Annotated in this window: 13 protein-coding genes, 3 tRNA genes and 1 pseudogene; 13 read left to right on the forward strand and 4 right to left on the reverse strand. The window is 38.2% G+C overall.

The window, feature by feature from the left end; genetic code table 11:
- Window positions 1-650: 650 nt before the first annotated feature.
- The 7 genes from ACPUYX_RS13995 to ACPUYX_RS14025 all read left to right on the forward strand — a co-directional run bounded on the left by ACPUYX_RS13995 (window position 651) and on the right by ACPUYX_RS14025 (window position 6075).
- Entirely contained in the window at window positions 651-1610 is a 960-nt protein-coding gene (locus ACPUYX_RS13995) for a cation diffusion facilitator family transporter (protein WP_426380251.1), read from the forward strand.
- A 94-nt stretch (window positions 1611-1704) separates the two neighbouring features.
- Entirely contained in the window at window positions 1705-2283 is a 579-nt protein-coding gene (locus tag ACPUYX_RS14000) for a hypothetical protein (protein WP_426380252.1), read from the forward strand.
- Between the two features lie 293 nt (window positions 2284-2576).
- Window positions 2577-3029, forward strand: a complete 453-nt coding sequence (locus tag ACPUYX_RS14005) for a DinB family protein (RefSeq protein ID WP_426380253.1) — start codon at window positions 2577-2579, stop codon at window positions 3027-3029.
- Window positions 3030-3271: 242 nt separating this feature from the next.
- The gene (locus tag ACPUYX_RS14010) at window positions 3272-3988 is read left to right on the forward strand and encodes an MBL fold metallo-hydrolase (protein WP_426380254.1); all 717 of its coding nucleotides are present in this window, start codon (window positions 3272-3274) and stop codon (window positions 3986-3988) included.
- A 253-nt stretch (window positions 3989-4241) separates the two neighbouring features.
- Window positions 4242-4454 (forward strand): TfoX/Sxy family protein, encoded by a 213-nt coding sequence (locus ACPUYX_RS14015; protein WP_426380255.1) that lies wholly within the window; start codon window positions 4242-4244, stop codon window positions 4452-4454.
- A 61-nt stretch (window positions 4455-4515) separates the two neighbouring features.
- Complete coding sequence (locus ACPUYX_RS14020; protein WP_426380256.1) at window positions 4516-5211, forward strand: hypothetical protein; 696 nt, start codon at window positions 4516-4518, stop codon at window positions 5209-5211.
- Window positions 5212-5331: 120 nt separating this feature from the next.
- Complete coding sequence (locus ACPUYX_RS14025; RefSeq protein WP_426380257.1) at window positions 5332-6075, forward strand: class I SAM-dependent methyltransferase; 744 nt, start codon at window positions 5332-5334, stop codon at window positions 6073-6075.
- A gap of 226 nt (window positions 6076-6301) precedes the next feature.
- On the opposite strand, the gene ACPUYX_RS14030 is transcribed toward ACPUYX_RS14025, so the two are convergent.
- Complete coding sequence (locus ACPUYX_RS14030) at window positions 6302-7075, reverse strand: EFR1 family ferrodoxin (RefSeq protein WP_426380258.1); 774 nt, start codon at window positions 7073-7075, stop codon at window positions 6302-6304.
- Between the two features lie 277 nt (window positions 7076-7352).
- Between ACPUYX_RS14030 and ACPUYX_RS14035 the strand changes: the two genes are divergently transcribed.
- Window positions 7353-8018 carry a TetR/AcrR family transcriptional regulator gene (locus ACPUYX_RS14035; protein ID WP_426380259.1) on the forward strand — a complete coding sequence of 222 codons (666 nt, stop codon included), beginning with the start codon at window positions 7353-7355 and terminating at the stop codon, window positions 8016-8018.
- Between the two features lie 265 nt (window positions 8019-8283).
- A complete protein-coding gene (locus ACPUYX_RS14040) occupies window positions 8284-9027 on the forward strand; it encodes a DUF1361 domain-containing protein (RefSeq protein WP_426380260.1) in 744 nt (247 codons plus the stop codon).
- Window positions 9028-9214: 187 nt separating this feature from the next.
- On the opposite strand, the pseudogene ACPUYX_RS14045 reads toward ACPUYX_RS14040, so the two are convergent.
- Window positions 9215-9532 (reverse strand): annotated as a pseudogene (locus ACPUYX_RS14045) (hypothetical protein); the annotation flags it as partial.
- 539 nt (window positions 9533-10071) lie between these two features.
- Here ACPUYX_RS14045 and gltX point away from each other — a divergent pair.
- The 4 genes from gltX to ACPUYX_RS14065 all read left to right on the forward strand — a co-directional run bounded on the left by gltX (window position 10072) and on the right by ACPUYX_RS14065 (window position 11901).
- Entirely contained in the window at window positions 10072-11547 is a 1476-nt protein-coding gene (gene gltX, locus ACPUYX_RS14050) for a glutamate--tRNA ligase (RefSeq protein ID WP_426380261.1), read from the forward strand.
- A 116-nt stretch (window positions 11548-11663) separates the two neighbouring features.
- Window positions 11664-11737: transfer RNA gene (locus ACPUYX_RS14055), tRNA-Gln, on the forward strand.
- Window positions 11738-11743: 6 nt separating this feature from the next.
- A tRNA-Glu gene (locus ACPUYX_RS14060) sits at window positions 11744-11819 on the forward strand.
- A 6-nt stretch (window positions 11820-11825) separates the two neighbouring features.
- A tRNA-Lys gene (locus ACPUYX_RS14065) sits at window positions 11826-11901 on the forward strand.
- 51 nt (window positions 11902-11952) lie between these two features.
- Here ACPUYX_RS14065 and ACPUYX_RS14070 read toward each other — a convergent pair.
- Both ACPUYX_RS14070 and ACPUYX_RS14075 read right to left on the reverse strand, forming a co-directional pair.
- The gene (locus tag ACPUYX_RS14070) at window positions 11953-13116 is read right to left on the reverse strand and encodes an aminotransferase class V-fold PLP-dependent enzyme (protein ID WP_426380262.1); all 1164 of its coding nucleotides are present in this window, start codon (window positions 13114-13116) and stop codon (window positions 11953-11955) included.
- A gap of 85 nt (window positions 13117-13201) precedes the next feature.
- Window positions 13202-13453, reverse strand: a complete 252-nt coding sequence (locus tag ACPUYX_RS14075) for a DUF3343 domain-containing protein (RefSeq protein WP_426380263.1) — start codon at window positions 13451-13453, stop codon at window positions 13202-13204.
- Between the last annotated feature and the right edge of the window lie 370 nt (window positions 13454-13823).

Here is a 13823-nt window from a genome sequence, read left to right on the forward strand (position 1 = left end):
ATAAGTTGTTGTGCTAAAGGCAAAAGAAACGACACATTTTTAAGTTCGTCTATAATGGACAGGGCTCTTAAACTGCGAATATTAAATGATACAACAGCATGGAAAATTGAAGGAATCACGAGTATTTTGAAGATCTTGGGTTTAATCAAAAACGCCAAAATGCTTAAGCTTGAAACACCAAAATCGGCCCCTTAAGCCTGAATTTGGTGTTTTCGAGTTTTAGATGTGATATTCACTTGACGTAAGGTTCGTTATCGGAAGGGCAGACTTGGGAAATTTGAAGAATTGCGCTAAGCTGCAGGTAAACCGAGAGCAGATGGGTATGGTGGTTAAAGTATAATATCAAACAATAAGTTAACCCGCAGAGTGGCTGATGAAATGATTGAACAAACGAAAAACACAACCCTCTAAAGGAAATAGATAAGAACTTTGTGTATCGAATGAACGGATACAGCGATGGAGACAGAAGACGTTGTCTTGATGGCTGATAATCTGGCTTCAGTAAATGGTTTTGTATTGAAATGGGACAATACTTTTCGGAAGGTTGTAATTAAAGAAAGTTAACAGTTAAATAATTCATTTTAAATAAGAAAACCAACATACTATAACTACTAGCAAACAAAAAATGCCATATTTTAGGGGGGTATAAAATGAGCTCAGATAGCCACCACCACGACTATAATCATGACCATGACCATGGTGGTTTATTTCATTCTCATGCACCGGAAGGAAAAATGAAATTAGCTTTTTTTCTAACTCTAATTATTTTAGTCGTTGAAGTTATAGGTGGATTGATTTCTCATAGTCTAGCGTTATTGAGTGATGCAGGGCATGTACTTACGGATATCGCTGCCATTGGATTATCTTGGTATGCTATAAAACAATCTAAGAGACCTTCAGACGAGAGTATGACTTTTGGCTACTATCGAGCCGGTGTTCTGGCAGCTTTTGTCAATGGCATTACATTGATATTGATTACAGTTTGGATATTTTGGGAAGCGTATTATCGTTTCAGGATTCCGGAATTTGTAATACCTACTTGGATGTTTATTAGTGCTGGTGTTGGCTTGGTAATGAATTTGTACCTTGGATTAGGAATGCGGCATGAAGAAAATATCAATGTAAAGAGTGCAGTTCTGCATATGTTAGGGGATGCTGCTGCATCGGCAGGGGTTATTTTTGGCGGCATAATCATAGCCTTCACAAAATGGTATGTCATTGACCCGATCCTAAGCGTTCTGATTGCTTTATTAATCGCAGTTGGAGCATGGAAAATTATTAAACAAACAGTGACTATCCTGATGGAGGGAACCCCTGCTGGAATCAAAATTCAAGAAGTTCACGATGCCATCATTTCGGCAGATGGTGTTCAGCAAGTTCATGATTTACATGTTTGGACGATTACCGATGGGAGAGTTGCATTGTCTTGTCATGTGGTAGTTGATAGTAAGATGGTAGTAGGCGAAATACAGAATCTGCTTAGAGTCGTTGAACACAAATTAGTACATTTAGGAATTGGACATGTAACGATCCAACCTGAAGATACGACTCACTCTCATGACCAGACCATTTTATGTGGAAATGATTACGCACAATGTCATAAACATTAGGAGCCGATTATGTTTTCAGACAATATTCGTTATCTTGGCAGGAAAAATAAGGGAACTTGTGGAATAAATTTTATTAAGTCTATGGGTTGTGTGAATGAACTTCATATTAAAAGTGGAGGTGGAGGAGACGCTAAAAAAGAGGATTCTATTAATTGGTGCGATATTATTTTTACTAATAGGTGGCGGTATCTGGGTTAATTCTAATAGAGGTGAAACAACTGCCGAAGGTGCGATCGTGAAGGCAGGACGCACGGGCAAAGTGATTTATCAGGAAAATGTAAATGATGGTGTAGTTGTTTTTATAAAACGTCTTACTGGAAATACCACAACATATGATGCCAGTTACATTAAAAAGAGTTTGCTTGGGTGGAAATGGGTATGGGGAGGTGAATTTTCGGGTTGCTCAGGGCAGTATTTTCAACAAGTTTCTGGAACTCCTTTTCCTATGCTGTTTGGTGACATTAACAATGAAAAAATTGCAGGGGTCAAATTGACTGATTCCGAACACAAGAATCCGATAAACGCCAAAATAGTGGGAAATAACGATGACAGAATATGGTTTGCATTTGTTAAAACATCTGACGGACCAGTCTTCAAGATAAATGAGCTATCTTCTTTGGGCAAAGTCCTTGATTCAAAAAGCTTAGACATTCGGACAAGTACGACTTTTTAGCTTAGAATCTAGGATTTGAAACATAAAGCGATATATTTTCTCCCAAAACTCGGTCACGGATGTAATTATCGGCGGCAACCCTTTCGATAGTATTTCTAGCTAATACTGGATCGCCATAAGGTGCATCTGAACTGAAAAGTGTACGATCAGGTAATTCCTTAATAGCAAATGAAACGGCAATTGTTGCAAACGTTGCTGATAAGTCTAAGTAAAGGTTCGGATTTTCTTTAGCTGAAGATTTTTTCTAAATATAACTGACGGCAATTATCCGTCGAGAGAGTATGGAGTAAAGAATGGAAAAGATAATCAAAAGGTTAAATTACTTAATTGAAGTGCTCCCTAGGAGGGTAAATCAATTTTCAGAAGAGGAATTTACAGCAAAGCCCAACGGCAAGTGGTCAAAGAAAGAAATTCTTGGACATTTGTGTGATTCCGCCACGAATAATCACCATAGGTTTATCAGGATTCAGTTTGAAGAGCAGCCGTTTGTTGTTGTGCCTTATAAACAAAACGACTGGGTATCAATTCAGGATTACCAGAACATACCGTCTGATGAGGTTATTGGACTTTGGGCAGCTATAAATAAGCAAATTGTTAGAGTTATCTCTAACATTTCGGAAGAGAAATTATCTTATCAATGTGATGTCGGTGATAATAAATTCTTTTCTTTTTCAGAGCTTATTCAAGATTATTTGAGGCATACGGACCATCACTTGATCCAGATCTTTGGAACATCTGAACTATAGATAGCTACTTCACCATTACCCGTCCACCCCAGCATCGCTGCTAACCTTAACCCCAAACACCCGCCAATGTCATAAAGCTCAGCTATCAGTCAATCACCGAACTCCTTCAATCCCGCAGGATGGATTTGCTTACTTATTATCGGATGACCGAACTGGAAAGCTGGAGTATAATGTTGGAATTAGAATGAAAACGCAACACCGAATTTGCGTTCATAAGCTTTTACATAAGGAGGGCTTTTTTTATGGAGTTAAGACAGCTTACTGATAGAGTGTTTTATAGTTTGTATAATAAAGAGGTTGATAGGCCTGTATTAGGATATATAAATGGGCGGAAATATTCATTAATGGTGGATTCGGGTAATTCAAAAAGGCATGTTCAATTATTCAATGAAGCTATAATTAATGAAGGTTTAAGAAAACCAGACTTCATCGCTATTACTCATTGGCACTGGGATCATAGTTTTGGTATGAATGCAATCGAAGGGATCACATTTGCTAACAAAAAAACGAATGAGAAATTAGCAGAAATAGCAAAGTGGAAATGGACCGATTCAGAAATGAAGAAGAGGTTAGAAACAAAGCTTGAGATTGAATTTGCGGATAGTAGTATTCGAAAAGAGTATCCAGTACTTTCGGAGATACTAGTAACGACTTCCGATATCTCTTACGATGGGACTATGGAAATTGATTTAGGAGATATAGTTGCTGAATTACACCCTATTGTATCTCCACATAGTGAAGATTGTACTTGCATTTTTGTGCCTCAAGAAAGAGTGTTATTTATAGGCGATGCTGTGGGAGTGGATTATTACAATAATTGCTATTTGGATAAAAGTAAATTAAATTCTTTACTTATAGCAATAGAAGGTATCGACTTCGATATTTGCGTAATGGGACACGCTGATCCAGCAAGCAAATTGGATATTCTTAATATCATAGGTTCTCTACTGGACCGTTAGAAAATAATCTTAAGCAACCATATTTTCGCACACACGAAAAATCCCACGCACAATCAGTACCCCACTAACCTCAAGAATAAATAGCTACCCACTCAACATTGTTATAAGAACTTCTAGCGAAGGTTACAAAGAATATGTAGTAGACCAACTTGGAAAGCTGGGTTATGTTACGGTCAAAAAGATGTTTGGTGGGGCGAGTATTTACTATGACAGTTTAATTTTCGGAATAGCAAATGACATCCTATAGTTTAAGGTGGATGAGTCTAATAAGTCAGATTATATAATGGCAGGCATGAAACCATTCAAACCATTTGATGACAAGCCCATGAGAATGCCATATTATGAGGTTCCTGTTGATATTTTGGAAAACAGAGAACAGTTAGCGGAATGGGCCATAAAAGCTTTATTTGCTTCTCGAAATAATCCCACAAAGCCTAAAAAGCGGAAACTAGGAAAAGGAAAATAACATAATAAATAGGTTTGGAAATTATAAAATTTTAAACGTCAACAATTTCTGGAGGCATACTTTGGCCAAACATGAGGATATTTTAGAAGAGTTTAATAGGTCTCGTATTAATGATGAAGCAGTTAACATAGAAAAAGTCTATTTTTACAAGACGGACAAGAGAATTAACCCTAAGCAAGAAGATCCCTTTTGGATCTCTATCGGGAACCTGCCAGTTTTGGTATCAGCTCCACATTCTGTAAGACACTATAGACAGAAGAAGATTAAGATGTCAGATCAATTCACAGGATCTATCGTGTACCTATTAAATAAACTAACAGGCTGTCATGCTATTGCAGTGACTAATCTATATGGTGGAGATCCTAACTTTGATAATCCTTGTATTTACAAAGAAAGAATCGCAGAGATTTGTAAAAGGGAAAATGTAAAGTTTGTACTAGACATTCATGGAGCTGCCCGCGAGCATGAATTTGATGTGGATTTTGGGACAAATCACGGGGAATCCCTTTTGGAGACGAGTATGCTAGAATTGGTCGAGCGTCACTTTCAAGATTTTGGGTTAAGTAAAATAACCCATGACCATTTTGCCTCTGCAGGGCCAAATACTACCATAAGTAGTTTTGTCGCACGTGAATTACAGATTCCTGCGTTACAAATAGAGATTAACAAACAATATAGGGTGCCGGCGCAAAACCCAAAGGGTTTTCATCGTATGTTAGGAGCTTTAATGTCAAGTGTTAGAGGGTTAGCCCTATAATCATACATAATTTTGTTCTGACGGATTGAATAGGGATATTTCCTATTGCAAGAAACAGAGGATAATAACGGAATTAGAACCACATGTGGTTGTGCCGTGAATTATTAAGGGGGATAGATCTTGAATTGTCTGTATCAAGATGGACCAACCATAAATAGGGATTCAGTTTCATTTAATTCTTATGAAGAAATGGCTGAATATTATTTTAATTACGTCGATTCAAAACCATTTAATGCCTACTATGAAAGACCTGCAACCATCTCTTTGCTTCCGGATGTCAAAGGGAAAGAGGTTTTAGATGCTGGTTGTGCAGCAGGTTGGTATACTAAACGGTTATTGGAAAAAGGAGCTAATGTAATAGCGGTTGATTTTAGTCCAAAGATGGTTAATATGACAAAAAACAGAGTTGGGGATGAAGCTGTTGTAATAAGGGCTGATTTAAATGAGCCACTAAGTTTTATTAAAAATGAGTTTTTAGATGTTGTTTTATCCTCTTTAACGCTTCATTATCTTAAAAATTGGGATAATGTAATGAGTGAATTTAATAGAATCCTAAAAAAGACAGGGGAACTTATTTTCTCCGTTCATCACCCTTTCATGGATTTTACGGTGTTTAACAGAGACAATTACTTTTTAACTGAATTATTGGATGATGAATGGGATACTAATTGCGGAAAAGTGAAAGTGCAATTTTATAGACGGCCATTAAGCAAGATTGTATCATCAGTTATTGATGCTGGATTTATAATAGAAAAACTACTCGAACCGATGCCAATTGAACAATTCAAGATTGATCAGCCTAATATATATGAGAGATTAACAAAGAAGCCTCAATTCTTGTTCATAAGAGCAAGGAAACAATAGGTCTCGTAAAAATGGCATTTTTGAAGATGGTTCGGCACAATTGAATTGCAGACTGATTCAGTAGTTTATGGAGTCTCCGGAGAAAATTTAATGATCGTCATCCGATTGAAACATATATTTCTTTATAGCGTTGGTATTCCGATTAGAGGGCTGTCCGGCGGAATAATCGGAACAACAATCAGTCATGGAGATGTTCATGAGTTTCTTACTAACTCATCATTGTCGTTTACATGTAATATTGTGAAATGACTTTATGGCCAATATCAGGGTGTGTATAGCGCTCTCTATCTTGTGTCTTATTCTCGTAATTGATGGCTCGTTTTGGGCAGTGCTGAATGCAGGCCATACAACATTCGCATTGGTGGTGGAATACAGGCTTTCCATCCTCTAAGGTTATATTCTTTGCCGGACAAACATCCCGACATATCCCGCAGGAGATACAATCATCATTGACATCGTATCCACTATTGCTATTTTGAATTAGAGCAATAAATGTATCATACTTCTCCTTATCTGACTCTTCTAAGTTTGAAATGGGTATGTGCTGCTTTGCAACAATACTATCAATTACAGGTTTGGTATTGATTTCTGCCTTTTTTAAAATGTCGTTGACTTCTATAGGCATGGGGTATGCTGTTATCGCATTTGGATACGTAATAATTTTGGCACCATAGTTCAGCTGTAAACCCCTCTGTTGAAGCAAATTGCCCATTTGTGAAATAACAGCACCATTGTTTCCTGCGTATGTCGCTACACAAAAAATGTAGGTATCACTTTGATCCGAAAACTTCATATTACGGATAAAGTTTGCTACCATTGATGGTGGACCTCCGGCATAATTAGGAAAGACAAATCCAATACGTTCATAACCAGATGGTATCTCTAATAGAGTGTCTTTGTAAATTGCAACAAGCTCACAATTGGGTAATGCTTTGGCAATATCTTTTGCAACCTTAAGGCTGTTTCCTGTACCTGTAAAAAAGTAAATCCTATTTTTCATGATTATCACACCTTAATTTTTCAAATAGCCTCGAAATCAATACATTACCATGCAACAATATCCAAGGCTTGGTATCCATCCCTGGCAATCAAAGTCCAGGAAGTCATCCAGAGATCCGCGATGTACTGTTGCCCCCACAGAGGTCAACACTCTATGTCCGCTTTGCCTGAGTATAGGGAACAGTGATTCCGCTTATGCCGATATTATACGGAATTATAATTCCATTTGTCAATGCCCATTTTTTAAGTAAAATTAGAAAAGAAAGGGGATTATCACAATGACAGAGAAAGAGCAGTCTTTGAACCAGACGGCTGATAGTCCACAGCCCAATGAGGACAATTTTGTCGATCATTCAAAACCAAAACCATTGCGGGCGGACGCAAAACAAAACAAAGAGCAGATACTGAAAGCTGCCCAAAAGATTTTTGCCGAAAAAGGGTTGTCAATTCCGATTAGTGAAATTGCCAACCAAGCCGGGGTAGGTATCGGTACAATATATCGCCATTTTCCGACGAAAGAAGCATTGTTTGAGGCAGTCAATATTAGTTATAAGCAGCGGCTTACATCAGAGGCTAAGTCTCTGATGAATCATGTCGATCCGGGCAAGGCATTTTTTGATTTATTTTCACGTGTTTTGGATGAGGGTTTTACCAACAGGGCCTGGAAAGACGCTTTTAAAAGTGGTGCCTTAATTAGTGAGACAGCAGATTCAGGTGTGTTACAGGATTTTCAATCGGCAATTGCTAATCTTCTTACTCGGGCCCAGCAAGCGAAAGCGGTACGGGAAGATATCGATGTGCAGGATTTAAGCACTCTTTTGTTTAGCCTTCTATTGGCATTAGAGCAGCAAGGAGGCGCTTCCAATATTGACCGATTCCATAGATTAGTATCCATTGCCATCGATGGTCTTCGTTGTAAAGATGCTTTCAATATGTCAAAGTGAATAATGATAATGAATGAATGAAGGTTCAAAAGGAAAAAATCTTCAACCTCGATTCAAAAGGCGAACTATTGATCACCATTATGTCGAGCCTGGCTCAAATAAGTACTCAATAATTGATACAATTAATGAAACATAAAAAGTTCAGCAATGGGCTTTTCGACGTTTATAGGTAGTTTAAGCATCGTTTTCGACGGCGCTTTTTTGTTTTTGAGCACCCACATAAAAATTGTATTCTATGACGCATTATAAAGGGGGGGAGAGGACAATGGTTAAGTTTGGGAAATCAAGGCCAGCGAAACAGACCGAGGAGATAAGGACAGATGATAGAAGAGGAGCGGAGGAAAAGCCAGTATGGTATAAGACTTGGTGGGGTGTTTTATGCGCGATTATCGTTATCTTGTTTCTTTTCTTGAGTGTTTTGGGAAAACCTAAATGGATCCAAATCGAAGTTTCAAATGTTTTTGTTGCATTTGTCGCAGTAGGATTTACTTACCTTTTTTTACGTGTTTTACGTGTTGGGTCAATAATTTTAAAAGTATTTTTTGGCTTATTATGGCTACTCTTTTTACCAAATACAGCTTATTTATTCACTGATCTGGGACATATTGGTTATCAATGGAGTAATACTGTGTCTTTGTCTGGTCGGATGCTGCTTATCGTACAGTATCTACTGCTGGAATTATTCGGAATCATAATGTTTCTTTTTTCATTTCTTCCCTTTGAGAAAATCACAGATCGGGTAAGTCTCTTCGAAAGAGGAAAAGTTACATGGTTAATATTTTTTAATTTCCTTGTTGCTTACGGAATGGTATTGGGGAGATTTCAACATATAAATTCTTGGGTAGTGTTTACCAATCCGCTTAAAGTATTGGAATTAGCACTAAATATCTTCTTGTCTTTTGATCTCTTAAGTCTAGTGATTTTATTTGGCTTACTCTGTAACTTTATTTATTTCCTTATCCGCAGATTGCTTCTTCAAAGAATCGAAAAGTATATATCGGATTTGTAATATCGCTTTAATTAAACGGTTGGAGCATCCTATCAGGAACAATTACTACCATTCGTTAAAAAGTATAAGCTCACAAAATTTTGTCTCTATATCCGGAGTTTTGCAGTAAAAGTTATAGTAAAAAGCTCTGTAAGGTACAGCGTTTATGCGGACTACAGAGCTTTTTTGGTATATTTGTGTTGTATATTCAGACTTGATTTGTGGTATTGAGAATTTTTTTTATTTCAGATGTGGTCATATCATATTTTCGAGATCAACGCTGAAAACTTTCTCCAACGGCTGCAGGATTTCATCTCTGTAATCAATTAAATAGTAATTCCGATCAAGATGTGAACAGGAACATCGTATCAACGACTGACGTATCTGGTTGACAGGATATTTTCTTAAGATTTTAACGGCAGGTTGATTCCGTCCGGTATTTTACCAGTTTCTTTGCAAATTTTATGTTCTTAATATTTCCAGTGGCACCGTCACAGTTAGCCCTTGTATACTTTCCTGGATTGGCAAAAGATCTATCTGGACAATCGGATCAGGAAGTAGTAGAAGCCATGAACCTGGCTTGTATGCAGCAATTATAGAGTTGCCGATCTTACCGAAATGATGGACTCACGCCTATCAGGTGAGGCATCTCTAAAGAGATACCCTGGAGACATGGATTTTGGGTTTGCCGGAAGCCCCTATCCTACGGCCAAAACAGTGTTTCCGTTCTTAGCGAAGTGTAGTTAGGGGAGGTTCGCAAGTACCTTGAAAATTATATTCGAACTCATGTATAATCGAATTATAATACTATTTCATAAGATATAAGTTATATATAAGTATTTCTACCGTTTCTGAAATTCGGAGAAATAAGCATTTAGGGGGGATGCCTAAATGAATTACCAATTATTGAAGAGTGCTGCCCAAGAGGTTAGGGATGAGTTCGCTTCAAGTATCTATAATTGGCGAAGTGGATTGTTTGAAAACTAACTATGTTGTAATTTGGACTTATATCTTGTGGTACAAATGGCTTTTTTCGAGCTAAATATTTACATAGGAGAGTAGTACATGGAAAAGATCAGAGTCAGATTTGCTCCGAGCCCTACAGGTTATTTGCACATCGGAGGAGCAAGAACAGCATTGTTCAACTGGTTATTCGCAAAAAAGCACAACGGGAAATTGATACTTCGCATTGAGGATACTGACACAGAACGACTCAAGGAAGACTCTGTAAGTCAAATATTGAGCAGTCTCAAATGGTTAGGGATCGATTGGGATGAGGGACCGGAAAAGGGTGGCGAATTTGGCCCCTACTTTCAATCCCAACGGCAAGAACATTACACTAAAGCAGCCCAAAGGTTAATTCATGAAAATAAAGCATACCATTGTTTTTGTAGTGCAGAAGAATTAGAAGAAGAACGTCAAAAGCAACGAAAAGAGGGGACGCCTTTTCGTTATCAGGGAAAGTGTCGAAACTTATCTCCTGAAGAAGTTCAAGATAGACTAAAGCGGGGGATTCCTTCTGTGATAAGGATGAAAGTTCCGAACTCGGGTCAAGTTGTTGTTGAAGATCTTATTAGAGGAACTGTAAGTTTTAATGCTAACCAATTCGATGACTTTATTATTGTTAAGTCGGATGGAAGCCCTGCCTATAATTTTGCTTGTGTCGTTGATGATCATGCTATGCAAATTAGCCATGTTATCCGGGCGGAGGAACATTTATCCAACACGCCAAAGCAGTGTTTAATCTATCAGGCTTTAGGTTACGAGATACCATTATTTGCGCATCTATCAATGATTTTAGCACCAGACCGCAGCAAATTGAGCAAAAGGCATGGCGCAACCTCTGTTGGCGAATTTCAAGAAATGGGCTGTTTACCGGAAGCTTTAGTCAATTATCTGACACTGCTTGGATGGTCTCCGGCAGAGCAGCAAAGTGAACTTATAGCTCCTACTCAAACGATCTCTGCTTTTTCGCTAGAAAAGGTTTCTAAAACCGCTGCTGTATATGATGTTCAGAAACTAATTTGGCTTAATGGACAATATATGACCACCTATGATTTAGATAGACTAACTCTACAAGCCATACCATTTTTTATTCGGGCTGGTCTAATCAATAATATAGAAGCAGAAGAAAATCGAAAATATATTCGTGACGTCGTAAACACGGTTAGAGAAAGAGTAAGGACTCTAGGAGAATTGACCGAAGCAAGTCGTTACTATTTTCAAGACGTTGTTTCCTATGATAAAAAGGGCCTCGAGAAATATTTTGTTAAACAAGAAGGCTTAATGTCCTTACTCGCAAAGGGCAGAGAATGTTTAAGCACCCTGGAACGATTTGATGTTGAAAGCGTTGAAAGAGCTTATCGCCAGTTAATTGCGGAACTAAAGATTAAAGGCGGTACGATCATTCACCCAACAAGATTAGCCTTAACAGGGCAAACCGTTAGCCCTGGTTTGTTTGATGTCATGGCTTTGCTAGGGAAAAAGAAATGCTTAGAACGTTTAGATAAAGCTATTGAATATCTTGAAAAAAAATTTTAAAAAAGACTAGCGTATGAGTTATAAATGGATTATAATAAAGGCCGTGACATAATCCAAATCAAATGATTATGCATAATGTAATGATGATGCTTATTGAATTTAAAGGCATCCAGTATTCCGGGATTGTGTAGTGGTAGCACGTGTGACTCTGAATCACATAGCCTAGGTTCGAATCCTAGTCCCGGAGCCAAATTACGGCCCCATAGTCAAGAGGCCTAAGACGCTGCCCTCTCAAGGCGGAAACACGGGTTCGAATCCCGTTGGGGCTACCAATTTACGCGCCACTAGCTCAGCTGGTAGAGCATCCGACTCTTAATCGGCAGGTCCGCGGTTCGATCCCGCGGTGGCGCACCAAAGGAATGTATTATCCCGCAAGTGATTGCGGGATTTTTTGCGTCACAAATCTTACAAAGTATTTAAACTCCGCCATATACAATCGATTACTTTGAAAACTTCCTTTTCTGTGTTGAAATGGCTAAAGCTGAAACGTACAGTTCCGTGTGGAAAAGTACCCAAAGTTCTGTGAGCAGACGGAGCACAATGAAGTCCTGAGCGTGTCATTATTCCATGTTCTTTATATAGAAGATAGCTAACCTCCGAATTATCATGTTTCGGAAAATTGATTGAGATGATTGACGTTCTATCCTGAAGATCTTTCTTTCCGATTAATTGCGCTGATGGAATCTCCAATAACCGGGTCATAAATAGATTCAGTAAATGTAATTCTTGTTCGTGGATTCTATCGATGCCAACTTTGAAAAGGTATTTTAGAGCAGCATTAAGTCCAAAAATTCCAGGAATATTTAGTGTTCCTGCTTCAAATTTATCTGGCATATAAGCGGGTTGTGTTTCTAGTTCGGAAAGACTTCCTGTACCTCCTTCAATCAGTGGTTCAATAGACGGCTCAATCCGTTTATTTACTAGAAAGCCACCTATCCCTTGGGGACCAAGCAATCCTTTATGTCCGGTAAAGGCTAGTGCGTCAACCTCAAGCCAATTCATGTCCATCTCTGTAAAGCCCGCAGTTTGGGCACTGTCCACGATGAAAAAAATATTATTCTCATGGCAGAAGTGACCGATCTCCTTCAAGGGCAGCATTGTACCGCAAACATTGGAAGCAGCGGTCATAAATATTGCCTTCGTATTTGCTTGAATCAAGCTTGGAAGAGATTCAACTTGATCCAGTGATAATGCCCCTTCTTTATTACATTCCAGGATATCGACTTCAAGATTTCGTGCTCTTAAGTTGTTCAATGGCCGCATAACAGCATTATGTTCCATTGAAGACACTATGACATGATCTCCAGGTTTCAGGAGACCTTTGATGATGACGTTCATGCTTTCTGTTACGTTTTTTGTAAATACAACATTCTCGGGTTTATCAAAGTGAAACAGACGGCAGAGCAATTCTCTTGTTTCATAAACTACTTCTTCTGTTTGATAGGCTTTTGTATAAGCCCCTCTATTAACGTTGCAGCCAATGGAAGATAAAAAATGCGAAACCGTCTCAGCTACACCCGGTGCCTTTGGGTATGAAGTAGCAGCATTATCTAAATATATCTCTTTCATGGCTTCACTCCAAAACTATATGTTTATCCTTTAATATCATTTTATAGACGTCTGATCAGCAGATACTTCACTATCAGACCAGCTGTTAGTGGCTTTTAGCGTACTTTAAACTATACTGATTGCCTTTAATATTATATATTTGCTTAATATCCTGGATTAACAACATACTCAAATCTCCTTTATAGTAAAACTCCACTCCTACTGCGCAACTTGTGCTAATATTTCGGGGTACGGGCTTAATTTCTGCTGCTATGGTATTGTTACGCAAAAACCTATTAAACCTTATTGCGCCAGAAGTGGTGAAAAATATTGCAAAATATAATTCGCCTGATTCCATTTTGAGAAGTCTCCTTCTAAGCCTTTATGTACTTAATAAATGTTGAAACATGAACTCATTAGGAAAAGGTCATTACACAATATAAGTATGAAGAACCTTTTTAAACTGGAACCATATCGAGAATTATATTACTGATCTAGTTTCAATAAATGAAAGCCAACAAACTGAATTATACAAGCAGGACATGATCGGACGGAGTAAGAGGTATGGAAATAGAGTTAGACAAGAGAAGAAAACAAAAGGCGGAATTATAGTTGCGGTTGGAAAACTTTGATCCAATCGTAAGACTCCCACGTCAAGTGGGAGTGGTTCCCATACCTTGCTTCGGTGGGGGTATAGAGTCCCCCACCGAAGCCCCGATGTTCAGCTT

The organism is Desulfosporosinus sp. SYSU MS00001, assembly GCF_049943955.1.
In the GTDB taxonomy this organism is placed as follows: Bacteria; Bacillota; Desulfitobacteriia; order Desulfitobacteriales; family Desulfitobacteriaceae; genus Desulfosporosinus.

Bases quoted from the DNA above. Each gene is read 5' to 3' on its own strand.
- ACPUYX_RS14070 (WP_426380262.1), bottom strand. From the start codon at position 13,116: ATGAAAGAGATATATTTAGATAATGCTGCTACTTCATACCCAAAGGCA.
- ACPUYX_RS14030 (WP_426380258.1), bottom strand. From the start codon at position 7,075: ATGAAAAATAGGATTTACTTTTTTACAGGTACAGGAAACAGCCTTAAG.
- ACPUYX_RS13995 (WP_426380251.1), top strand. From the start codon at position 651: ATGAGCTCAGATAGCCACCACCACGACTATAATCATGACCATGACCAT.
- ACPUYX_RS14040 (WP_426380260.1), top strand. From the start codon at position 8,284: ATGGTTAAGTTTGGGAAATCAAGGCCAGCGAAACAGACCGAGGAGATA.
- ACPUYX_RS14005 (WP_426380253.1), top strand. From the start codon at position 2,577: ATGGAAAAGATAATCAAAAGGTTAAATTACTTAATTGAAGTGCTCCCT.
- ACPUYX_RS14075 (WP_426380263.1), bottom strand. From the start codon at position 13,453: ATGGAATCAGGCGAATTATATTTTGCAATATTTTTCACCACTTCTGGC.
- ACPUYX_RS14000 (WP_426380252.1), top strand. From the start codon at position 1,705: ATGAACTTCATATTAAAAGTGGAGGTGGAGGAGACGCTAAAAAAGAGG.
- ACPUYX_RS14035 (WP_426380259.1), top strand. From the start codon at position 7,353: ATGACAGAGAAAGAGCAGTCTTTGAACCAGACGGCTGATAGTCCACAG.
- ACPUYX_RS14010 (WP_426380254.1), top strand. From the start codon at position 3,272: ATGGAGTTAAGACAGCTTACTGATAGAGTGTTTTATAGTTTGTATAAT.
- gltX (WP_426380261.1), top strand. From the start codon at position 10,072: ATGGAAAAGATCAGAGTCAGATTTGCTCCGAGCCCTACAGGTTATTTG.